The organism is Brevibacterium sp. LAARM2_SD2, from assembly GCF_057364785.1.
Genome location: NZ_JBNFOM010000001.1, coordinates 163,048 through 185,317, shown reverse-complemented (window position 1 = coordinate 185,317; position 22,270 = coordinate 163,048). Strand labels below are relative to the sequence as shown.

Genomic DNA, 22,270 nt, shown 5'->3' with positions numbered 1-22,270 from the left:
GTGTGGGAGGCACGTGAAACTGCTCAACAATCTCACTCAGCTTCGCACAACGGAGAGGCGGCCACCATGAGGCAGCTCATCGTCTTAGGCATCGTCGGGCTCATCGCCCAGCTCATCGACGGATCCCTCGGCATGGCGTACGGCGTGACGTCGACGACCCTGCTGCTGGCCACCGGCATCGCCCCGGCGACCGCCTCGGCGGCCGTGCACTTCTCCGAGATCGGCACCTCGCTCGTCTCCGGCATCTCCCACCACAAGTTCGGCAACGTCGACTGGCGCACCGTCCTCATCCTCGCGGTCCCCGGCTTCGTCGGCGCCTTCGCGGGTGCGACGTTCCTCGCCGGTCTCAACGGCGACGCCGCCACCCCGTGGATCTCCGGTCTGCTGCTCGCTCTCGGCGTCTACGTCATCTGGCGCTTCCTCGCCCTCGGCGGCGCCCGCCCGACATTCAAGGGCCGCCCCGGCAAGGGTCTGCTCGTTCCCATCGGACTCGTCGGCGGCGCACTCGACGCGATCGGCGGCGGAGGCTGGGGCCCGGTCGGCACGACGACTCTCCTGTCCTCGGGACGCCTCGAGCCCCGCAAGGTCGTCGGCTCGATCGACACGAGCGAATTCGTCGTCGCCGTCGGCGGGTCGCTCGGCTTCCTCTTCGCCCTCGGCTCCCAGGGCATCGAGTGGTCGATCGCAGGCGCTCTGCTCGTCGGCGGCATCATCGCCGCACCCTTCGCGGCGTGGCTCGTGAAGATCCTCCCGGCCAAGGTCCTCGCGATCGCGGCCGGCGGCATCATCATCCTCACGAACGCTCGGACGATCTCCCTCGCCCTCGGTGCGTCGACCCCCGTGGTCTCGACGATCCTCGCGGCGCTGGCACTCGGGTGGATCTCCCTGCTCATCCACGTCGTCCGGCTCGAGCGCAGGACCCGTCGCGCGGAGGCCGCTGCCGAACCCGTCGGCGCCGAGGCCTGAGACCACACCCGCCGACCCCACCCCGAGGTCAGCCGGGCGCGGATCAGTCAGGCTCAGTTCAGCCAGGCTCAGTTCAGCCAGGCATGGGCCAACCAGCCTCGGGCCAGCCAGCCACGGGTCACGGACAGCCTCGCGGGTCAGCACGACCCGCGAGGCTGCAGTGTCCGCGCCAACGTGAGACAGCCCGACACCAGCGCACTGCGCCCGTCGTATTCCGCACCCTCAGACGGCACGACGGGGTGCTACCGAACCGCCGTGCGCGGTAGCATATCGGGATGCGGGTCACGACGAAATCCGACTACGCCCTGCGCGCGCTCATCGAGATCGCGGGCGCTGTTGACGGCGATCCCATCAGCGCCGACGAGCTCGGACGCCGGCAGGACATACCCAAAGGCTTCCTCCAGTCGATCCTCGCCGACCTGCGTCGCGCGGGGATCCTCGTCTCCGTCCGCGGGAAGTCCGGAGGGTGGCGGTTCTCCCGCCCAGCCGCCGAGGTGACCGCCGCCGATGTCATCCGCGCCGTCGACGGCCCTCTCGTCTCCATCTACGGCCAGCGGCCCGAGGCCGTCGAATACGACGACGCCGCCGAATGCCTCCAACAGGTGTGGGTCGCCGCCCGCTTCGCCCTGCGCGATGTCCTCGAGAAGGTGACGATGGCCGACCTCGCGGTCAAGACCCTGCCCCCGGAGATCACGGACAGAGTCGCGATCGAAGACGCCTGGCAGCCGCACTGAGGCCCACCTCGCCGAGGCGCTCCGACCGACCAGCGCCGCGGGCCGCAGACTGCGGTCCACACAGCCCGCCTGCCTACCTCCAGACCGCGGTGACGGTGCGGACGTCGGCGACCACCTCGGCGACTGCAGCGGAATGGGCGGCGACGATCGGATCGTGCCGCGCGGACTTCTGCCGCGGGCCGAGCTGCGGTGCCCGGGAGACGAGGAGGACGTCCCGGCGGGCGGCCGACAGGGGCATCGGCACGATCTCGATCTCGGGGTCGGTGGGCAGTGAGGACTCGGGGATCATCGCGATCGCCAGGCCCGCGGCGATCATCCTGTTGATCGCCGCGTAGTCGTCCATCCGCATCCCCACCCGGGGTTCGAAGCCCGCGGCCAGGCAGAACGCGCGGATCACCTCGTCGATGGCGTCACCGGGGTCGATGCTGAACGCCCACGACTGCGTGACGAGCGCCGCGAAGTCGGGCAGCCCGTGCGGATCGATCGGCACGGGCCCCACGGCCTTGGGCACGCAGAGGAAGAGCTGCTCGGAGTAGAGCTTCTTCGCCGTGAGGCTCGGCGGGATCCACACCTTGTCGACGTCGGTGGAGACGAGGAGCGCAAGGTCGAGGTCGCCGGCCTCGAGCCGGGAGACGAGCTTCGCATGCTCGTCCATCGTGACGTCGAGCGCAGCCCCGAGCACCGTGGCCGACGCATCATCGGCGACCTGCCACCGCGGACGCTTCTGCAGCTCGTGGTGAAGCAGCGGGATGACACGCTCGCCGACCGTGGGCACGGCCCCGATCTTCACCGGCACCGCCTGCGAATCCCGCCACAGCGCCACCTCGTCGACGAGGCGGTCGGCGAGACCGAGGATCTCCACCGCCCGAGTGACGACGAGGCTGCCGACGGTCGTCGGATGCGAACCGCGGGAGGTGCGCTCGATGAGGGTCGCCCCGAGCGTGCGTTCGAGATTCGCGAGGTGATGGTTGACGGTCGGCTGGCTCCAGTCGAGCCGCGTCGCCGCTGCCGCGACCGATCCGGCATCGGCGACGGCGCGGAGCGCGACGAGCCCGCGAGTGTCCAGAACTTCCATAGCTCTCCCTCGATGAGTTCAATACTGTCTATAGAGTAGGCGAGGAAACTTGCTATTCTCCCCAAGGCCCTCATTCCCTACCCTGAAGGCATGACCGTGCACCAGGACTCCGCCGTGCCCGCGACCCCCCACGAGGATGGTCGCGCGCGCACTCACGCCCCGTACGCCGACGCTCTCGCGAAGGCCGCCGCCCGCAATCCCCTGCTTCTCCAGACTCCCGGTCACGGCGGCAACGGTGACGGCATCTCCGCAGGTCAGGCCGACTTCTTCGGCGAGAACGTGCTCGCCCTCGACATCCCGCCGCTCTTCGATGGCATCGACCTCGGCGTCGACACCCCGAAGGACGAGGCCCTCGAGCTCGCCGCCGAGGCATGGGGAGCCCGCCGCACGTGGTTCCTCACCAACGGCTCCTCACAGGGCAACCGGATGGCGGCGCTGGCCATCGGCACCCTCGGCTCGGGCGTCGTCACGCAGCGCAGCGCCCATTCGAGCTTCATCGACGGCATCGTCCTCGCCGGAATCAATCCGCGCTTCGTCTCGCCCAACGTCGATGAGGTCAACGGCATCGCCCACGGCGTCACCCCCGATTCGCTGCGCCACGCGATCCGCAGCCACCCGGAGACGGTCACGGCCGTCTACCTCGTCACCCCGAGCTACTTCGGTGCGGTCGCGGACGTCGCAGCCCTCGCCGAGGTGGCCCACGAGGCCGGCGCGATCCTCATCGTCGACGCGGCCTGGGGTGCGCACTTCGGCTTCCACCCCGACCTTCCTGCCTCCCCGGTCACGCTCGGCGCCGACGTCGTCATCATGAGCACCCACAAGCTCGCCGGCTCGTTCACGCAGTCCGCGCTCCTCCACCTCGGCGACACCGAGTTCGCCGACCGCCTCGAACCGGCACTCGCCCGCGCGTTCATGATGACGGCCTCGACGAGCGAGAACGCGCACCTCATGGCCTCGATCGACATCGCCCGCCGCGATCTCGTCAACTCCCAGGACGCGATCGCGGAGTCGCTCACGAACATCCGGCACGCCCGCGCCCAGATCGAGGGGTCGGGGCACTACCGGCTGCTCTCGGCCGACTTCCTCAGCTCCCCGGACGTCGTCGACATCGACCCGTTCCGCCTGCCCATCGACATCACCGCGACCGGCTTCGACGGGCACACCGTCCGCAAGCGCCTGGCCGAGGACTTCGGGATCTTCGCCGAGATGGCCACGGCCACGACCCTCGTCGCGCTCATCGGACTCGGCAAGTCCCCGGACATCAGCCGTCTCCTCGACGCCCTCGAGCAGCTGCGCCTGGAGAACGCCGAGGCAGACGTCCTCGCCGAGGCGGACGCTGAGGTCGTCGGGACGATCGAGCAGGGTGCGGCACCCGCGTCCGCCGACGACGCTCCGGTCGAGATCCCGCCGCTGCCGACGGCAGGCGACCTCGTCATGCTTCCGCGCGACGCGTTCTTCGCTGAGTCCGAGGTCGTCTCCGCCGCCGAGGCGGCCGGCCGGATCAGCGTGAGCTCGCTGGCCGCGTATCCTCCCGGCATTCCCAACGTCCTGCCCGGCGAGGAGATCACCCAGGAGACGATCGACTTCCTGCAGGCGGTCGCAGCCAGCCCTTCGGGACACGTGCGCGGCAGCGTCGACCCCGAGCTCGCGAACTTCCGGGTCGTCGTTCCCTCGCACACTCACGAGAACTGACGGCAACCACAGATTCACGAGGTCTGACGCCGACAGCATCCACCACATTGACGGCGCGCACGCCGGGGCGGGAGTCCCTGAGTGCGCGCCGTCGTCGTCGACCGCGCGACCACCTCGGCGGAAGAGCCTTCCCACTCTTCGGGAGCCGGAACCGCGGCAGGATTCCCTGACGGAATCATCCGTTTCGCGATGTGACCCCCGTCACGATTCGCACGTGAATAGGATCACGGCGATCTCCGCGGCGCCACAGCGCCGCTTGCCGCATGAGAGCACCGAAGCGCGGGTGCGAAATCCGCATCGGGCGGCCGGTGCTGTGCGTGATCTGGTTCACAATTGCTGTTGACAGTGCTTGCGCCCAGCGCAAAGATGAACTCCATTGCCTTGACGCCGCCGGCCGCTGCCGCGGCGTTTTCATCTCAGTCAACGTGAGGAATCAGCAATGACATCCGGCCACACCGAACCGAGCGCGGAGAGCAGAAAGCCCTTCCGCATCAAGCGGCGGTCGACGAAGAAGAAGCGCTTGGAAGCCGACGACTGCATCGTCGTCGAGCCGAAGTCCATCCGCACCGCGATCGGCGGCACGACCGTCGGCAACTTCATGGAATGGTTCGACTTCGGCGTCTACGGCTACCTCGCCGTGACGATGACCGCCGTCTTCACCGAGGGCATGGATCCGCAGATGGGACTGCTCGTCACGCTGCTCGGATTCGCCGTGTCCTTCCTCGTCCGCCCGCTCGGCGGCATGGTGCTCGGACCGCTCGGTGACAAGATCGGGCGCCAGAAGGTCCTCTTCTTCACCATGGCGACGATGGCGACGGCCACCGCACTCATCGGCGTGCTGCCCACAGCCGCACAGGTCGGCCTGTGGGTGATCATCCCCCTCTACATCCTCAAGATGATCCAGGGCTTCTCCACCGGCGGCGAGTACGCCGGTGCCACCACCTACGTCTCCGAGTTCGCCCCCGACAAGTCCCGCGGCTACTGGGCCGCCTGGCTCGACGTCGGCTCCTACCTCGGCTTCGCCGCCGGTGCCGGCACGGTGGCCATCACGAGCGTGGTGACCACGAGCATCTGGGGCGAGACCGCGATGGTCGACGGCGGTTGGAGGATCCCGTTCCTCGTCGCCATCCCGCTCGGCGTCGTCGCCATCTGGTTCCGCTTGAAGATCCCGGAGACTCCCGGCTTCGAGGCCGCCCAGGAGGAGGGCCTGGTGACGAAGAGCGCGGACGACCCGTTCGCCCGCCACGGCCTCATCGGCGTCATCCGCCACTTCTGGAAGGAGATCCTCATCGGCATCGCCATCGTCGCGGGTTCGCAGACGGTGGGCTACGCGCTGACGAGCTTCATGCCGACCTACCTCGAGGAGACGGTCAAGGTCTCGAACATCCAGGCCGCCGTCGTCACCATCCCGGTGCTCGTCATCATGTCGATCTGCCTGCCGCTCATCGGTCGGCTCTCCGACAAGCTCGGCCGCCGGTTCGTCTTCGGGCTGGCCGCAGGCATGACGATCGTCCTCATCGTTCCCGCCTTCGCCGTCATGCAGATCGGCGAGATGTGGGCGGTGACGATCGCACTGTTCATGGTCGCGCTGCCCGCGGCGTTCTACATCGCGTGCCTCGCCTCGACCCTGCCGGCGCTGTTCCCGACGGCGTCGCGCTACGGCGCGATGGGCCTGACGTTCAACCTCGGCGTCTCGCTGTTCGGCGGCACGACGCCGCTGTTCAGCCAGGCACTCATCGACCTCACCGGGAACTCGTACATGCCGGCCTTCTACATCATGTTCTTCTCGGTCATCGCGCTCGTCGCCGTGTTCTTCATGCGCGAATCCGCGCACCGGCCGCTGCTCGGGTCGTTCCCGACGGTGTCCTCGCATGAAGAGGCCGTCGAGCTCGCCAAGGGTCAGGACGAGAATCCCGACATCGACCCCGAGACCATGCCGATCGGCGCCGGGAAGTGACACAGTCCGAGCAAGTGATCTGACCTGAGGCGACGCGGCTGCGTCTGAACCGACTTCGCCGCCCTGACCAGTCACGACGAACCGGCATCGAGCATCGCCCCTTCCGCGCAGTGAGCGCGGGAGGGGCGATGTCGTCTGCTGAGAGGTCCAGCGGTGCCGTTCACTCCGAGGCATCCGAGACGGAGGCCTCGGTGCGTCTGAAGAAGTAGAGGTTGCGGGTGACGAGGTCGGCGACCGCGTCGGGCCGGTTCGCTTCGATGAGGTCGACGATGTCGATGAGCTCCTTCGCCGAGGTGACCGCGACGTTCCCGACAGACCGTGAGCTGCCGGATCCGGTCACCGAGGCGCTCGTACTGTCCGCCGCGGCGTCGGCTTTAGCCCCTGCACCGGTGGATCCCGCTCCCGAAGTCGCTTGGGCTTCGGCTCCGCCACCCGCACCGCTGGATTCCGCGCTGCCGGTTTCCGCATCACTGGGTCCTGCGTCGACGGTCGAGAGATGGCCGATCCGGGACTGGTCGCGCAGCCGCAGGCTGATCTCCGCGGCACGGCGTCCGAGGCCGAACGCGAGGAGCGACTCGTGGAACCGGCGGTCATGGGTATAGAACGCGACGAGGTCGCCGGCAACGGCCGCGGCCACCGTCGCCTCGGCATGGGTGCGCAGTCGGCGCAGCTCGTCGCGGATCGCATCGCCCGTCCCCGTGGGGACTCCGTCTCTCATCCCCGTGGGAACGGTGTCACCCGCACCGCCACCGCTTCTCCTGTCGGCGCCCTCGAGGTCGACGGCCGCAGAACCGCCAGCACCGGCAGCCGACCCCGCACCGCCCGTCCCCGTGGGGACGTCGTCATCCAATTCGCCAGCGCCCACAGCAGACCCGGGCCCCGCCTCGGCGAGCCGATCGCACAGCTGCCGCACCGCCGGCACGGCGAGGAGGACGCGGATGCGGATGATCTCCTCGAGGTCGGCCTCGGTGATCGGGACGAGGCGGAAGCCGCGGTTGGGCACCGCCTCGACGGTGCCTTCGGTGACGAGCGCCATCATCGCCTCACGCACCGGACTGAGCGAGATGCCGAGCTGCTTCGCGAGCCCGGCGGCCGAATAGATCCGATCCTCGGCGAGCTCACCCGTGGCGATCGCGTCGCGGATGATCGAGAGCGCATGCTCGCGCAGCGAGGGCTGCTTCGCTCGGTCCATGCCATCTCCCCCTGCCGGAACTCTCGACCTCCCCTGCCAGAACTATTGACAGCATAGCCCGGAGAATCCACGATGGAAGACAGGTAGTCGGTAATCGATTACCTGACAATCAGTACCGGCCCGACAAGCCGTACCGGCACCGCAACCAGTCCCGCACCGCAATCCGCTCCAGCACCGCGAACCACGACCCCGACAACCCATACCAGCCCGACAATCCGTTCCAGCCCGGTAACCCCGCTCCGGCTCCGGAACCCGTTCCTGCGATGGAGGAGGAATGGACGACCCGCTGCTCCAGCCGTACGACCTCGGCGGACTCACCCTGCGCAACCGCATCGTCTCGACCTCGCACGAGCCCGCCTACACCGAGAACGGCATGCCGACGGACCGCTACCGCCTCTACCACCGGGAGAAGGCGCGCGGCGGTGTCGGGCTGACGATGATCGGCGGGTCCGCGATCGTGTCGAAGGACTCGCCGGCCGCGTTCGGCAACATCGACCTGACGACCGACGAGGTGATCCCCTGGCTGCGCGCGATCGCCGAGGACTGCCACGCCGAGGGTGCCGCGGTGATGATCCAGGCGACGCATCTGGGGATGCGCTCGTCGAACTTCGCCGGGGACTGGCTGCCGCTCGTCTCGCCGTCACGGACCAGGGAGGCCGCGCACCGGTCGTTCACGAAGGCCCTCGAGGACTTCGACATGGACCGCATCGTCGCCGACTTCGCGGCCGCGGCCGCCCGGGTCGCCGCTGCCGGGTTCGACGGCCTCGAGATCATGCACGCCGGTCACCTCCTCGACTCCTTCCTCGCGTCCTGGCTCAACGAGCGCAGCGACGAGTGGGGCGGCGACCTCGACGCGCTCATGCGCTTCCCGCTGCGCGTCATCGACGCCGTCACCGCCGCCGTGCCCGCGGGCTTCCTCGTGGGCATCCGGATGGCCGTCGACGAACTCCGCGACGACGGCATGCGCGAGGACCGGGCGACCGATGTGCTCGAGACCTACGCCGCCCACGGCCTCGGATTCCTCAATCTCAACGTCGGCACGATCTCCTCCGATCGGGTCCTCGCCGAGGCGATCCCCGGGATGGGCACGCCCTCGGCACCGTGGCTCGAGACGTGCCGCCGGATCCGCAAGGCCATCGACATCCCCGTCCTCCACGCCGCCCGCATTGCCGACGTCCCGACCGCGCGCTACGCGATCGAGGACGGCTGCCTCGACCTCGTCGGGATGACCCGGGCACAGCTGGCCGACCCCTACCTCGTCGCCAAGATCACCGAGCACCGCGAGGACGACATCCGCCCGTGCGTGGGCGCGAACATGTGCCTCGACAGCATCTACACGTCCGGATCGGCGACGTGCATCCACAATCCCGCGACCGGCCGCGAGGCGGATCTGCCGCAGGAGGTGCCCGCGGATTCCGTCGCCGAGGCGAAGCACGTCGTCATCGTCGGCGCCGGTCCCGCCGGCCTCGAGGCCGCCCGCGTCGCCGCGGTCCGCGGGCATCGGGTCACCCTGCTCGAAGCCGATTCCGCGCCCGGCGGTCAGGTCCGCATCGCCGCCCGGTCCGAGCGTCGTCGCGACCTCATCGGGATCGTCGACTGGCGGGTCGAGCAGTGCCGCAAGCACGGCGTCGATCTGCGCCTCAACACCTATGCCGACGCCGAGGCGGTACTGGCGCTCGCCCCCGACGTCGTCATCGTCGCGACCGGCGGCATCCCCGACTCCGGTGACCTCGCCGCGTTCGACGTGTGGGACGTCATGGACGATCACCTCCGCGGTCGACAGCGCGTCATCGTCTTCGACGACCACGGGGCGTACCCGGCCCTCGACGCCGTCGAACGGCTCGCCCGCGCCGGCCAGCACGTCACCTATGTCAGCCCGGAGCGGACGATCGGCATCGACGTCGGGTCGATGAACTCCCCGGCCTACCTGCGGACGTTCTCCGAATGCGGGGTCGAGGTCCGCCTCGGCGAGCGCCTGACGACGACGCAGCCGCACGGCACCGGGGTGCGAGCGGTCCTCACCAGCGAATACTCGGACCTCGAAACGGAGATCGAGACGGATGCCGTCGTCGTCGATCACGGGACGCTGCCCAACGATGAGATCTACCTCGAGCTGCGCGACCGGGCGTCCAATCGCGGGGAGATCGACCTCGATGCGTGGGTGCGCGGGCAGCCGCAGCCGGATCCATCCGCCGAGGCGACCGGCTCGTTCGCGCTCTACCGGATCGGTGACGCGGTCGCCTCCCGCAACGTCCATGCCGCCGTGCTCGAGGGCCTGCGGGTCGGGATGGGGGTGGGTCGATGAGCAGGACGGACGACCACCGGGGAGGGCCGCGCGACATGGGCACCGTGACGACGGTCGACTATCACACGGCCGGTGAGCCGTTCCGGATCGTCCCGGAGCCCCCGGTCGACATCCCCGGGACCACCGTCGCCGACCGGCGGGCATTCGCGACCCGCTCGGCCGAGGTCGACGGGCTGCGGCAGCTCCTCTGCTTCGAACCGCGCGGGCACGCCGATATGTACGGCGGCTTCCTCGTCCCACCCGAAGACGACGGCGCCGACTTCGGCGTGCTCTTCTGGCACAAGGACGGATTCTCCACCGCGTGCGGGCACGGCACGATGGCTCTGGGCGTCTGGGCGGTCGAGTCGGGACTCATTCAGGCCGACGATTCCGGGATCACCGAGGTCGTCATCGACGTCCCCTCGGGCAGGGTCCGGGCGGCGGTGCACACGGACGAGACGGGCGGGGTCACCTCGGTCGACTTCGTCAATGTGCCGAGCCGCCTCGTCGCCACCGGCCTCCCGGTGACGACAGCACGGGGAGAGGCCGCCGTCGATCTCGCATGGGGCGGGGCGCTCTACGCACTCGTCGACGGGGACGCGTTGGGGATCGCGGTCGAGCCGGACCGCCTCGGCGAGCTCATCGCCCTCGGGAGGGAGGTCAAGGCCGCTCTCGCCGGGCATCCGGCCACCGCGCACCCGAGCGATGACCGCCTCAGCGGTGTCTACGGGACGATCATCGTCAACCGGCTCGGCACCAGCGTCGATGGTGAGGTCTGGCAGCGCAATGTCACGGTCTTCGCCGACGGTCAGGTCGACCGCTCGCCCTGCGGGTCGGGCACGGCCGCGCGCATCGCGGCGCTGAGCGCGACGGGCGAACTCGACTCGGGGCAGACGCTGCTCCACGAATCGATCGTCGGCACGCGGTTCCGGGCCAGGGTCCTCGCCGAACTCGAGGGCAGTGACGACCACGGGGACAGAGTGGGCACTGGGGGCGCTGACGGTCTCGGGGACAGTGGAAACGGCTGGGCCTCTGCCGACAGTGTCGTCCCGCTCGTCACGGGCACCGCACACCGGGTCGCGACGTGCACCTTCGAGGTCGACCCGCGGGACGATCTCGTACCGGGATTCGTGCTGCGCTGATCACCGCTCGATGACGAGGTCGCTGAGCGGCGTCGAGCAGCACGGCAGGAACCTGCCGGCGGCGATCTCCTTCGGACGGATCCCCCCGGAGTGGCGCATGTCGACCTCGCCGCTGACGAGTGTCGACTTGCACGTCCCGCACATTCCCGCTCCGCACGACGAAGGGACGGGCAGGCCGGCGGCGGCAGCGGCCTCGAGGACGGTGGTGGCGGCATCGCAGGCGACCCGCGTGCCGTTCGACGCGAAGTCGATCGCGAACGTCGCGCCAGGCACCGGGACGACCGACTGCTCGGCCCGGTGCCTGGCCACCCGGTCTGCGGGCGCGGTGCCGAAGACGAACGACTCCTCGTGCACTCTCCGGGCACCCACCGCGGCGAGAAGCGGGCGAACGGTGTCCATGTACGGAGCCGGGCCGCACACGAAGGTCTCGCGATCGCAGGCATCGGGGGCCGCCTCGGCGAGGATCTCCCGGCCGATCCGCCCGCGCGGGCCCGTCCATCTCTCCTCGGCCGCGTCCCGGGAGCAGTGCGCGACGACGCGGACTCCGGGGACGGTGGCGAGCTGGTCGAGCTCGGTCCGGAAGACGATGTCCTCAGGCGTCGAGGCGCTGTGGATGAGGACGATGTCGACGGGATCCGGCAACTGGTTGGCCAGGAGTGCGCGGATCATCGACATGATCGGGGTGGTCCCCGAGCCCGCACAGACGAAGAGGTGCTTGTCAGCAGGGTGGAAGCTGGTGCTGAAGAGGCCGTAGGGGCCGTCGACGTGGAGGGTGTCGCCGATGCGGAGAACGTCGTGGAGATGCGTCGAGACCGCACCGCCGGGCACGCGCTTGACGGTGAGGGTGAACGTGTTCGTGCCGAACGGCGCCGAGGAGATCGAGTAGCAGCGCTCGAGACCGAGCTCGGGCACGCGCACCGTGAGGTACTGCCCGGGTTCGAAGTCTGCGGAGGCCAGCCACGGTGCGCGGAGTTCGATCGTGATGATGTCGTGGGTGACCCGGGTGATCCCGACGCATTCGGCGAGACCGGTGATCCCCTCGGCCTCACCGGCCATCGTCGCGGACGGCACCGTTGCCGTCAGCACGCCGCTCACTGCGACGGCAGCTGTGGCTGCCGTGGCGGCCGAGGATGCGGGGACCGCCGCACCCGCACCCCGCGCCGGCACGCGGAACGTCGCCTTGCTCGCCGCCGCCCCTGGCCGCGGGCCTGCCTCGATGGGAAACGGTGACCGGATGTATCTCATCGCCCGTCCATCCTCTCCCGGTGTGCCGTGAGCCTCTCGATGTACCACGTGCAGAACTCGTCGAGGTGCGCCTCGGTGGGGGCGTAGGGTCCCGGCAGGTACGCCGGGGACGACACCCCGAGCTGCCCGCGCTCGCAGAACGTCGCGTCCTGTTCGTTCGTCTTCATCCACACCGTCGTGAGGTTCTCCAGGTCGTAGTCGACGCCCTCGACCGCCTCGGCGTCGACGAGCCACGTCGTGCGCACGAGCGTCCGATCCGCGGCGAGGGGGACGAGGCTGAAGGTGACGATGTGATCGCCCATCGCGTGGAACCACATGTTCGGCTGGATGTGGAGGGAGGCGCGTCCGAGGGTGAAGGTGTCGAGGTCGCCGAGCAGCTTCGCCGAGGCGGCCGATCCGTCCATCGTGTACGACTCACCCTTCCCGTCGAGGGCTGCCCGTTCGATGCGGAATCCGGTGGGGCGTCCGCTGAGGTCTTCGACGAGGGCGTAAGGCACGCCGTTGCGGTCGCAGTTGTCGTGGAGTCGGCGCTCGGCATCGAGGAAGCGCTGGTAGGCGGGTTGCAGCCGGGCCGGGATCTCGTCGGCGGCGTATCCGTAGGTGGGGAAGAAGGTGCAGGTGAGCTCCGGGTGGCCGGCTTCGCAGTGGTAGCACTCGCGGTTGTTCTCCATGACGAGCTTCCAGTTCGAGTCCTCGATGAGGTCGACCTGGGCTGCGACCTTCGCCCCGGCGATGTCGTGGGGTGCGATGTAGGGGGCGATGACGTCGGCGACCTCGGCGATGTCGTCCGGGGGCGGTCCGAGGCAGATGAAGATCAGTCCCGCGATGATTCGGACATTGACCGGACGCAGGGAGAAGCACGCGGGGTCGAAGCCCGGTGCCTGCACACCGGCGGAGATGAGCTCGCCGCCGGGGGTGTAGGTCCACTGGTGGTAGCTGCAGACGATGTTGCCCACCGACCCGGACAGGTCGTTGAGCAGCCGGGTGCCGCGGTGGCGGCAGACATTGTGGTGGGCCCGGATCGCGTCATCGTCGTCGCGGATGATGATGACCGAGTACGTGCCCACGTCGATCGTCACGTAGTCGCCGGGTTCGGGCACCTCGGCGACGGTGCCGACGAAGATCCACGTCGAGGCGAAGATCGCTTCGACGTCGCGGGCGAAGAACTCGGGGCTGGTGTAGAACGGGGCCTCGAGGGACCAGCCGGGGCGACGCTCGTCGATGAGCCGGTCGAGCGCGCCCGGTGCGCTGAGGTCGGCGGGCGGTGCGCTGAGGTCGGAGACCGAACTGCTGAATTGGGCAGCCGGCCCTCCGGGGTGGGGGCCTGGCCCACCGGGGTGGGCGGGCGCGGCGACGTGGTCGGTCGGGGCAGCCGTTGCGGACCGGGTCCGCGGAGCCATCGTCATCTCTGCACCTGCCTTTCACCTTCTGCCGCATCGTGCTCGCCTCGGCCAGTCGGGTGATCGCCTCCGCCGACGCTCCACCACACCGGGGATCGGCCGCCTCAGCGGTCGGCGTCCCCTGTACCGCCGGGGATGCGGCCGGCGGCCCCCTGCGGCTGGCGGTGAGGCGTCTGCCGAGCATCCGACATCTCGCTGTGACTCCAGTGTCGAGGCGGCAGAAGACGAAGAAAAGCGAATCATTTCGCGGATGGTCGTGAAAGAATATTGCATGATCGATCGTCGCCTCCACGTCCTCCGCGTCCTCGCCGAGGTCGGCACCGTCACGGCTGCCGCCGAGCGCCTCGGCTTCACTCCCTCGGCGATCTCGCACCAGCTGAGAACCCTGTCGAAGGACCTCGGAGTCACCGTGCTCGAACAGCACGGCCGCACCCTCGTGCTCACGCCGGCCGGTCACCTGCTCCTCGAGCGCACGCAGGAGCTGTTCACCCGGTGGGAGGAGATCCGCGGGGAGCTCTCTGAGGCAGGGCACGCCGTCAGCCAGCGGGTCCTGCGGCTGTGCGGCTTCTCGACGGCCGCGGCGAGCCTGCTGCCGCTCACCGCCGAGCGCATCATGGCGTCGCATCCCGGTGCCGGGGCGCGGATCATCGAAGCCGATCCGCAGGAGTGCTTCGACCTGCTCCTCGCCGACCAGGCCGACATCGCCGTCGTCGTCGCGACCGATCCGCTGCCGCCGCGCAGCGATGCCCGGTTCGAGCAGTCCGCGCTCTTCACCGACCGTCTCGATCTCCTCGTCCCCGGCCATCATCGCCTCGCCGGACGCGAGTCGGTGGCTCTCGGCGAGGCGGCCGAGGAGAAGTGGATCCTCGATCGGCCCGGCACGCCCTACCACCGCCTCGTGCGCACCGCCTGCGCCGCCGCGGGCTTCGTCCCCGAGGTCGCCCATGAGTCCCATGAATGGGAGACGGGCGCCGCGCTCGTCTCGGCCTCGCTCGGCGTCGCGCTCGTCCCCCGCCTCGCTCACCTGCCCGAGGGCTATGACGCCGTGCGCGTGCCGCTGCGCGGGGATCCCGTCCCGGCCCGGAAGATCCTCACCGGGATCCGCAGCGGGTCGGCGGGGCAGCCGCTCATCGCCGCAGCGCTCACTGTCCTCACCGAGGCGGCTGACGCCGTCGCCCGACGCACGACGTGAGGATCCATCGCTCAATGCTCACGCGCGGCACCCGGGGTGCGACTCTGCGATGGCGGCCGGCACGACAGTGCGGCCCGACTCACGGACAGTGCTTCGCCCTGTGGTCGGCATCACCTAGCCTGGTGGTGACCGCCCCTGCCACCCGGTGCTCCGCTCCGTCGGATGTCCGCACACCCGATGGCCCGCAGCACCGTCGCAGCGCGAGGGGTCCGCAGTGAGGAAGGACGTGACGATGAACGATGTGACCTACCTCGACGCCGACGCGGTGGTCGCGGCCCTCACCCCCGCCGAGGCGGTCGCCGCCCTCCGCGAGGCACTGGCCGGGGATTTCGATCCGGCCGATGACATTCCGCGCACGATCGCCGACATCAGCGCCGGCAACATGATCTTCATGCCCTCCGAGCTCGGCGCATGGGTCGGGGTCAAGCTCGTCGGCGTCTCGGTCGACAATCCCGACCACGGCCTGCCGCGCATCCAGGGGCAGTACCTCATGTATGCGGCCGAAACGCTGCAGCTGCGCACGGTCATCGACGGTGCGGCGCTGACGACCCTGCGCACGCCGGCGGTGTCGGTGGCGGCGGTCGAACCGGCGCTGTCCCGGTTCACCGGTCCCGTGCGCGTCGTCGTCTTCGGGGCGGGCCCGCAGGGCGTCGGACACGTCGACACCCTGCGCGAGGTCCTCGACGTCGATCTCGCCGATGTCGCGTTCGTCGTCCGGCATCCCGACCGTGTCACCGCCGGGGTCCGTGAGCGCGGGCGTGTCATCGCAGCGACCACCGCCGAGGCGAACGCCGCCCTGCGGGAGGCCGACATCGTCGTCACGGCGACGACGGCGAGCAGCCCGCTCTTCGACGGTGACCTCGTCCGTGAGGGTGCGATCGTCATGGCGTGCGGTTCGCACGACCCGCACGCCAGGGAGCTGCCGGCGTCGCTGTTCTCCCGCTCGGCGGTCGTCGTCGAGGATGTCGGCACCGCGCTGCGCGAATGCGGGGACGTCGTGCTCGCGATCACCGACGGCGCACTCGACGCGGAGACTCTCATCACGATGAAGCAGCTGAGCACCGGCGAGGTCGTCGTCGACGACGATCGGACGCTGATCTTCAAGGGGTCGGGGATGTCGTGGGAGGATCTCGCGGTGGCCGCGAGGCTCACCGAGGAGGCATCAGCCGCCTCGGCGGGGTGAACCGCCTCGGCGGGGTGAACCGCCTCGGCGGGGTGAGCCCGAACTCAGGCCCAGTCCTGCATGGGACGCGGTGACCAGTCGTCGAACCGACGGGCGCGCGGTGCTTCGCGGGTTGTGCGCGGCGCTCGCGGTAGAGCTCTCCGGCCGCGTCGAACGAGGTGCGGTAGCCGGAGTACTGTCCGCCGGACTGCGCCTCGACGGAGCCGTCGACGATCGAGAAGATGAGGCTGTCGAGCTGCTGGAGGAGGACGTCGGAGCCGTAGTCGCAGAAGTCGCAGCCGCAGTCGGGCACGCGGGCCAGGGACACCGCGGGATCGCCGAGGGCGATGACGACGTTCGCGACGAGGTCGACGCCGTGGTCATCGGGGACGTAGTCGTTGAAGCCGATGACGAGTTCGGGGTTGTCGGGGACTCCGCTGGTGAGCACCTCGGCGTGATCGGCGGATGCGAGGAACGGATCATCGGTCGCCCAGTCGACGTCGGCGGTCTCCCGTGCGCTGCCTCCCCGCCGGCGCAGGACGTTGATCCATGCGCGGGCCCGGGCGTGGACGATGTCGAACTTCGCGTGGTCGGTGACGTCGGCCTGATCGTCGGGGCCGTTGACCCTGCCCCATTCGAAGTCGGGATTGCGGTGAGGGTCGTCCCACCTCGGCGTGTCGGCTCCGGTGATGAGGAATTCGTCCTCGACCTCGCGGAACATCTCAGCGGCCCGATCGGACACCGGCATCGTCGCGATCGCATGGTTCCACCGCTGGTCAGAGCGGTCATCGAAGGATCGGGCAAGGTTGGTTCTCAGCTCTTGCCACCAGAAAGTCATGGTCCGATCTTAGTCCGGGTTCCGCGTCGGACCGGCGGGGCCTCGGCCGAGGTGGTTCCTCAGTCCTGCAGACGCGTCGTGCCCTCATACCCTCCTGAGGTATTCAGCTGCTTCGCGTAGCAGTTGTCGGGACCGAGACCGTTGGACGAACACCACGACAGCGCGTCCTCGGGATCGTCATAGCCGATGCCGACGATCGTCACCCAGAAATCATCTTCTTTGAAACTCGCGAAATCCCCCGACCACACCAGTTGTACGCGCGGATATTCCTTTCGCATCTGCTCGTGTTCGGCGAGAATGTCCTTCGGCTCCCACGTCTTCCCCTCCGCTTCGAGTCCGACTTTCTTCGAGCTCAGCTGGGGCACCCATTTGCCGTCGAGGTCGGCGATGACGGTCTTCCGATCCGTGGTGACGATCTGGTCGAGCGCCTGCTTCGGGTCGGCGGGAAGCGTGGGGGACGACTCCGGATCGTCGCTCGGTGCAGCGTCCTCGCTCGGCCCGGCGCTCGGAGCCGTCGAGGCGTCCTCGCCGGCCGGTGCCGTCGTCGCTGCGACAGTGGAGTCCTCGTCACCGTCCCGGTTGAGGAACATCATGGCGCCGAATCCGATCGCGGCCGCGGCGATGACCGCGAGCACGACGACGGCGGCGATGAGTCCCTTGCTGCGCCGAGGCGGCTGACCGGCGGGTGCGGCGCCGGCGGGGATGTTTCCGGGCGGCGGCTGGTTCGGGCCCGGTGGACTCGGCGGTGGCTGCGGGAATGTTGCGCCGGGTGGAGTTCCGGGCCAGGCCGCAGCGTTGGACGGCGGCGTTGCCGCGTTCGCGGGCGGGGCTCCTGGTGTTCCGGTCGCCGCGGACTGCGAGCGCGGGGGCCGCGCGGGGTTCTGCTCGGCGATGTAGGGCGTGTTCGGTTCCCCGCCGCCGCGGCCCCAGCCCGTATCGGCGCTCTGGCCCCAACCGATGTCGGTGCGTCCGGCGTCAGCGCTTCCGGTGTTGGCGCCGTGACCCCAGCCGGTGTCGGACTGCCGACCCCATCCCGAGTCGCCGTTCTGGTTCCACGCATTGTCGGCACGAGGATTCTCCGCTCGAGCGCTGCCCGCCGAATCATCGCGCGGCCATTCGTCGCCGTTGCCCTGGGGCGGTTTCGTGCTCATCGGCAGCTCCAGATCACTTGTCGGTCGAAAAGTTCTCTTCTCGGAAACTTCAATCGCCATTCTCAGCCTAATATAAGGGCATCACTACAACTGAATGGATCGGTGGAAACATCGATCTGCAGGGAAACCGCAGTCAGACCAGCGGCCACGTCAAGCGCACTGCAGCGACCGGTGTGCGAGAGCAGTCGGAGGACTCCCCATGAGCAGAACGCCCACATCTCCCCCATCCGGGCACGACGACGAGTCCGACCGTCGCCCGACCCCCGAGGACTCGAACAGCAAGCCCGGCTCCGCCTCTGCCGCCAAGGGCACCGGGAGGGCCAAGGGAACCGGCGAGGTCAAGGGCACCGGGGAGAAGAAGACTGCCGACGGCACCAAGGACACAGAACCGGCGAAGTCGACCAAAGGTGCCAAGGGAACCGGCGCGGCAAAATGGGCCGACAAGGTCAGTGCCGACAGGGCAGCGAAGCCGACCGACGGGGTCAAGGGCACTGCTGACACGACGGCGGCCAGCCAGGTCAATGGCACGGGCACAGCGAAGTCGACCAACGAAGCCCCGGCCGCCCAGTCACCAGAGGGCGGCAGGGCGAGCGCCTCTGCCACGCCTGATGCAACTGCCAGGCCTGCCGCTGACTCGCCGAATGCCGCGGACACTGACACGGCCTCCGGAACCGATGACCTCGGCGGCGAGGCGGACGTCCCTGTGAAGCCGGGAGCTCCACCGACCAATTCCGCTCCTGACTCCACCGAGGCGACGGCGCAGTATCCGCGCTTCTCTCCGGAGGCCGCAGCGGCGGCCTCCGCAGCCGGAGCCGATTCCGGCGCTGCAACGAAGCAGGCCGCCGATCCCTATGCGTCACCGGACACGCCGTCGACGACGCCAGGAGTGCAAGCTCCCACACCGGGCACACAGCCTCAGCGACCCGGAACACAGCCTCCGGTGTCGGGTGCAGCCGACGGCGCCTCAACTGCGGCGGACTCAGCAAGCTCACCGGCTGGATCGCCCTACCCGGGCCAGCCCTCTCCGCAACCGGGCCAGCCGTACGCCCAGCAGAACCAGCCCGCTGCCCAGCAGGGCTCGCCGTACCCAAACCAGGGCTCGCCCTACCCGGGCCAGCCCTCTCCGCAGCCGGGCCTGCCGTACGCCCAGCAGGGCTCGCCCTATCCCGGTCAGAGCCACCTCGGTGCTCCGAGACCGTCATCGCGCTACACCGCTCCGCTCTCCCAGGGTGCGACGTGGCGGGCGATCCTCCTCCCGCCGGGAATCGCCCTCGCCGCGGGCATCGTCGTTGCGATCATCCTTGCCGCGATCGCCGGTTCGATGTCCGACCTCGACTCATTCACCGAGTACACGGGCATGAGCACCGACAAGATCGGCTACGCGCTCCCCTTCGTCCTCCTCGCCCTGGCACTGTTCGGCTCGGCGGCCGTGCGGTTCGAGTTCCAATCCGACGGATTCGCCGCGGCCAGTGGAGACATCATCCTCTCCGGCGCCCCGCTCATCATCACCGCAGTCGTCCTCGGCACGCTGTGGTGGTTCACCCGGTGGAGCGAGCTGCGTTCCCCCTCCCCCAATCGGGGGTCGACCTGGATCCGCATCGGCATCTCGGCCCTCGCCTTCACCGCCGTGCTCTTCGTCCTCCAGCTCATCTTCGCCGCCCGCTACTCGCTCATGGAAGGCAGTCAGGGCGCCACCCTCGAGTTCTCCGCGGTCACCCCGCGATCGTTCTTCCTTCCACTCCTCGTCGTCATCGCCGTGAGCATGTGGGGTCGCATCGCCGGTCATTTCAAGGGCACCGAGGCGGTCGGAGCGCGATTCCTCCGCTGGGTCGTCCCCGCCGCGCTCGTCGCCTGGATCCACCTCATCGTCATGGTCGCGATCATGTCCGTCGTCGCCCTCTTCGTCCTGCCTCTCGGGCTCGACCTTCCCGGGCAGCTCGTCCCCCTGACCTTCGTCAACATGGGCCTCGTCCTCACACTGCTCGTCCACCTCGGCGGCCTCACCGCCTCGATGACCGGCGTGTTCGGCATGGAGTCCGGAGGCTTCTCGGAGACGCTGACGATCTTCAGCGACGATGTGCCGGGGCAGCTGTGGCTGGGGCTGATCGCGGTCGTCCTCGCGGTGCTCGCGGCCTCCCTCGTCGCCACGGTCACGCGGCGTCCGTACTGGACCGCGCAGGGCCCCGATCCCCGGCAGTGGAGCACCGCATGGCGGATCCCCCTCGCATTCGCCGTGGTGTGGGGGCTGCTCTCGGTTCTCGCGCTGCCTCTGCGCGCGGCTGTGCAGGGCTCGGCACAGGCGACGGAGGTGTTCGGCGGCATGGGCGCGGCTGAGGCCGGCATCGGCGTGCTGGCCTGGTCGTTCCTCATCTTCGCTCTCTGGGGCGGTCTCATCGAGGTGGTCTCGCGCACCCTCGGGCCGAGGCTGGCGCTGACGATGCCCGGAGTCGCGAAGTTCCTCGCCGGGCGCGCGATTCATCCGCACTGGGGACACGCCCTCGGGATGAGCGAACCGCGCTATCCGCTCATCCACCCCGATGCCGTCGCCGGCGGATCGACTCCGCCCCCGCCGCCACCGGTGCACCCGGGTACGCGGCGCCGGGCGGTGACGCGGGTGCGCCCGGACAGTCGGGCGCGGCTTCCCCGGGAACTGCCGGCACGTCCAGCCCAGCCGGTCATTCCGGTTCTGTCGCCCCGTCCGATTCCGCCGGATCTGCTGGCCCGGTCGCATCGGCTGGATACGTCGGATCCGCGGGCGGCCCGGGGTCCGGTGGCAGCAATCCCGGAGATGCGCAGTCCGCCGCGCCGACCACCTCGGCGTCGGGATCACAACCGGCAGGGGAGTCCCCTGCCCACCCCATCGCAGGGTCCTCCCCCCGGCCGTCCCACCGTGGGACAGGACGCGTCTGCGCCCTACTCGTCTGCGCCCTACACGGCAGCGGCGGGCCCCTATACGACAGGGAACGCTGCGTCGGCATCGAGTCAGCAGCCGACCGCCCAGCAGTGGAACAGCAGTGCGGCCCCGCCGTCCGTTCCTCCGGCCGGATATCCCGCGGCCCCGCCGGCCAAGCCCTTCAACCGCAGGAAGGCGACGCTCGTCGGAGTGATCAGCGGCGCGGCGGTCCTCGTCCTCGTGGCGGGTCTGATCGTCGTCACGCAGGTCAACGGCGGAATGTTCGGCCCGGAGGCCACCGTCGAGAAGTATCTGCAGCGCCTCGCCGACGGTGACGCTGAAGGTGCTCTCGAGATCGCCGATGTCGACGTGCCCGCCGAGCAGCGGCAGCTGCTGACGAACGACATCCTCGGCGGCGCCAAGGCACTGCCGACCGACATCTCGGTCGCCGATGCCGATGTCGCCGATGATCAGGCGCTCGTGTCGGCGACGTTCGACCTCGGCGGGAGCAAGAGCACGACCGAGTTCTCGCTGGTGAAGTCGGGCAAGACCGCGGTCTTCTTCGACGAGTGGACGCTGCAGTCGCCGGAGCTCGCGCCCCTGACGGTGGACACGCCGGGGCTGAGCACGGTCAAGGTCAACGGGATCGACGTCGACACGACCGACTCGGCGCTCTCCCTGCCGGCGTTCCCCGCCCTCTACACCGTCGGGTTGGCGGAGAAGAGCGATCTCGTCTCTGCGGATCCGATCGAGGCCCGCACCTTCTTCGGCGGCAGCGTCGAGGACCAGGACCTCGATGGGGGCGATCCCGCGCTGCTCGCACCGGAGCCGACGGACGCGTTCCGCAGCGAGGTCGACAAGCAGGTCAAGACGCTCGTCGACAGCTGCGCGAAGAAGACCGTGGCTCAGCCCGACGGCTGCCCGTTCGGCTCGTACAGCGCCGAGAGCTTCGATGCCACGGATCTCAAGTGGTCGATCTCGTCGTATCCGACCGTCACGGTGTCCGACCCGTCGTCCGATCCGTACTACTACGACGGCGGAATGGGGGCCGGACCCAACGGCGGCCCGTCGTGGGCGATCACGACGGTCTCCGAGGGTGAGGCGCTGGTGACGGGCAGCTACGACTCGTTCTTCGACGACGGCGGGGCATTCGATGACACGGTGATCTTCTCCGTCGACGGCGTCGCTGAGATCGTCGACGGAAAGGTCGTCATCACCATCAGCGACGGCTACGACTTCTAGGACGACTCGTTGCTGCCGGAATGCTCGACACTCATCATGGTCGGTCGCTGCGGGAGGGAGCGCATCGATGACACCGGTCGGGATCGCTTCCGGTCGGGATCACAT

General features: G+C 69.3%; 15 protein-coding genes. 9 read left to right on the top strand and 6 right to left on the bottom strand.

Features of this window, described 5'->3' with window-relative positions; genetic code table 11:
- Positions 1-66: 66 nt before the first annotated feature.
- Both AC2W7K_RS00810 and AC2W7K_RS00805 read left to right on the top strand, forming a co-directional pair.
- Positions 67-966 carry a sulfite exporter TauE/SafE family protein gene (locus AC2W7K_RS00810; RefSeq protein ID WP_198500013.1) on the top strand — a complete coding sequence of 300 codons (900 nt, stop codon included), beginning with the start codon at positions 67-69 and terminating at the stop codon, positions 964-966.
- Between the two features lie 275 nt (positions 967-1,241).
- A complete protein-coding gene (locus AC2W7K_RS00805) occupies positions 1,242-1,700 on the top strand; it encodes an RrF2 family transcriptional regulator (RefSeq protein ID WP_137826875.1) in 459 nt (152 codons plus the stop codon).
- A 73-nt stretch (positions 1,701-1,773) separates the two neighbouring features.
- Here the strand turns inward: AC2W7K_RS00805 and AC2W7K_RS00800 are convergent, their stop codons facing one another.
- A complete protein-coding gene (locus AC2W7K_RS00800; protein WP_486005660.1) occupies positions 1,774-2,775 on the bottom strand; it encodes a LysR family transcriptional regulator in 1,002 nt (333 codons plus the stop codon).
- Positions 2,776-2,865: 90 nt separating this feature from the next.
- Between AC2W7K_RS00800 and AC2W7K_RS00795 the strand changes: the two genes are divergently transcribed.
- A complete protein-coding gene (locus AC2W7K_RS00795; protein ID WP_198500015.1) occupies positions 2,866-4,467 on the top strand; it encodes an aminotransferase class I/II-fold pyridoxal phosphate-dependent enzyme in 1,602 nt (533 codons plus the stop codon).
- Between the two features lie 439 nt (positions 4,468-4,906).
- Positions 4,907-6,424, top strand: a complete 1,518-nt coding sequence (locus tag AC2W7K_RS00790) for an MFS transporter (RefSeq protein ID WP_232623762.1) — start codon at positions 4,907-4,909, stop codon at positions 6,422-6,424.
- 160 nt (positions 6,425-6,584) lie between these two features.
- Here AC2W7K_RS00790 and AC2W7K_RS00785 read toward each other — a convergent pair whose 3' ends face one another.
- Entirely contained in the window at positions 6,585-7,616 is a 1,032-nt protein-coding gene (locus tag AC2W7K_RS00785) for a GntR family transcriptional regulator (protein ID WP_232623763.1), read from the bottom strand.
- A gap of 274 nt (positions 7,617-7,890) precedes the next feature.
- Between AC2W7K_RS00785 and AC2W7K_RS00780 the strand changes: the two genes are divergently transcribed.
- Positions 7,891-9,921, top strand: a complete 2,031-nt coding sequence (locus AC2W7K_RS00780; protein WP_198500016.1) for an oxidoreductase — start codon at positions 7,891-7,893, stop codon at positions 9,919-9,921.
- The gene (locus AC2W7K_RS00775) at positions 9,918-11,042 is read left to right on the top strand and encodes a proline racemase family protein (RefSeq protein WP_232623764.1); all 1,125 of its coding nucleotides are present in this window, start codon (positions 9,918-9,920) and stop codon (positions 11,040-11,042) included. Before AC2W7K_RS00780 ends, AC2W7K_RS00775 begins: the two co-directional genes overlap by 4 nt.
- On the opposite strand, the gene AC2W7K_RS00770 is transcribed toward AC2W7K_RS00775, so the two are convergent.
- Both AC2W7K_RS00770 and AC2W7K_RS00765 read right to left on the bottom strand, forming a co-directional pair.
- Complete coding sequence (locus AC2W7K_RS00770) at positions 11,043-12,287, bottom strand: FAD-binding oxidoreductase (protein WP_232623765.1); 1,245 nt, start codon at positions 12,285-12,287, stop codon at positions 11,043-11,045. It lies immediately after the preceding gene.
- Positions 12,284-13,693, bottom strand: a complete 1,410-nt coding sequence (locus tag AC2W7K_RS00765; RefSeq protein WP_232623766.1) for an aromatic ring-hydroxylating oxygenase subunit alpha — start codon at positions 13,691-13,693, stop codon at positions 12,284-12,286. Before AC2W7K_RS00765 ends, AC2W7K_RS00770 begins: the two co-directional genes overlap by 4 nt.
- Before the next feature lie 265 nt (positions 13,694-13,958).
- Here AC2W7K_RS00765 and AC2W7K_RS00760 point away from each other — a divergent pair, with 265 nt between their 5' ends.
- Positions 13,959-14,879, top strand: coding sequence for a LysR family transcriptional regulator (locus AC2W7K_RS00760; protein WP_198500017.1), 921 nt, complete (start codon positions 13,959-13,961; stop codon positions 14,877-14,879).
- A 232-nt stretch (positions 14,880-15,111) separates the two neighbouring features.
- Positions 15,112-16,062: an ornithine cyclodeaminase family protein gene (locus tag AC2W7K_RS00755; protein ID WP_198500018.1), complete on the top strand. Its 951-nt coding sequence runs from the start codon at positions 15,112-15,114 to the stop codon at positions 16,060-16,062.
- Here AC2W7K_RS00755 and AC2W7K_RS00750 read toward each other — a convergent pair.
- Positions 16,028-16,879, bottom strand: a complete 852-nt coding sequence (locus AC2W7K_RS00750; RefSeq protein WP_486005659.1) for a DUF6226 family protein — start codon at positions 16,877-16,879, stop codon at positions 16,028-16,030. The two genes, AC2W7K_RS00755 and AC2W7K_RS00750, sit on opposite strands and share 35 nt — an antisense overlap.
- Positions 16,880-16,938: 59 nt before the next feature.
- Positions 16,939-18,030: a hypothetical protein gene (locus AC2W7K_RS00745; RefSeq protein ID WP_232623767.1), complete on the bottom strand. Its 1,092-nt coding sequence runs from the start codon at positions 18,028-18,030 to the stop codon at positions 16,939-16,941.
- A gap of 199 nt (positions 18,031-18,229) precedes the next feature.
- On the opposite strand from AC2W7K_RS00745, the gene AC2W7K_RS00740 reads away from it, so the two are divergent.
- Positions 18,230-22,165 carry a hypothetical protein gene (locus AC2W7K_RS00740; RefSeq protein ID WP_486005658.1) on the top strand — a complete coding sequence of 1,312 codons (3,936 nt, stop codon included), beginning with the start codon at positions 18,230-18,232 and terminating at the stop codon, positions 22,163-22,165.
- Positions 22,166-22,270: the final 105 nt, after the last annotated feature.

Bases quoted from the DNA above. Each gene is read 5' to 3' on its own strand.
- AC2W7K_RS00810 (WP_198500013.1), top strand. From the start codon at position 67: ATGAGGCAGCTCATCGTCTTAGGCATCGTCGGGCTCATCGCCCAGCTC.
- AC2W7K_RS00805 (WP_137826875.1), top strand. From the start codon at position 1,242: ATGCGGGTCACGACGAAATCCGACTACGCCCTGCGCGCGCTCATCGAG.
- AC2W7K_RS00800 (WP_486005660.1), bottom strand. From the start codon at position 2,775: ATGGAAGTTCTGGACACTCGCGGGCTCGTCGCGCTCCGCGCCGTCGCC.
- AC2W7K_RS00795 (WP_198500015.1), top strand. From the start codon at position 2,866: ATGACCGTGCACCAGGACTCCGCCGTGCCCGCGACCCCCCACGAGGAT.
- AC2W7K_RS00790 (WP_232623762.1), top strand. From the start codon at position 4,907: ATGACATCCGGCCACACCGAACCGAGCGCGGAGAGCAGAAAGCCCTTC.
- AC2W7K_RS00785 (WP_232623763.1), bottom strand. From the start codon at position 7,616: ATGGACCGAGCGAAGCAGCCCTCGCTGCGCGAGCATGCGCTCTCGATC.
- AC2W7K_RS00780 (WP_198500016.1), top strand. From the start codon at position 7,891: ATGGACGACCCGCTGCTCCAGCCGTACGACCTCGGCGGACTCACCCTG.
- AC2W7K_RS00775 (WP_232623764.1), top strand. From the start codon at position 9,918: ATGAGCAGGACGGACGACCACCGGGGAGGGCCGCGCGACATGGGCACC.
- AC2W7K_RS00770 (WP_232623765.1), bottom strand. From the start codon at position 12,287: ATGAGATACATCCGGTCACCGTTTCCCATCGAGGCAGGCCCGCGGCCA.
- AC2W7K_RS00765 (WP_232623766.1), bottom strand. From the start codon at position 13,693: ATGACGATGGCTCCGCGGACCCGGTCCGCAACGGCTGCCCCGACCGAC.
- AC2W7K_RS00760 (WP_198500017.1), top strand. From the start codon at position 13,959: ATGATCGATCGTCGCCTCCACGTCCTCCGCGTCCTCGCCGAGGTCGGC.
- AC2W7K_RS00755 (WP_198500018.1), top strand. From the start codon at position 15,112: ATGAACGATGTGACCTACCTCGACGCCGACGCGGTGGTCGCGGCCCTC.
- AC2W7K_RS00750 (WP_486005659.1), bottom strand. From the start codon at position 16,879: ATGACTTTCTGGTGGCAAGAGCTGAGAACCAACCTTGCCCGATCCTTC.
- AC2W7K_RS00745 (WP_232623767.1), bottom strand. From the start codon at position 18,030: ATGAGCACGAAACCGCCCCAGGGCAACGGCGACGAATGGCCGCGCGAT.
- AC2W7K_RS00740 (WP_486005658.1), top strand. From the start codon at position 18,230: ATGAGCAGAACGCCCACATCTCCCCCATCCGGGCACGACGACGAGTCC.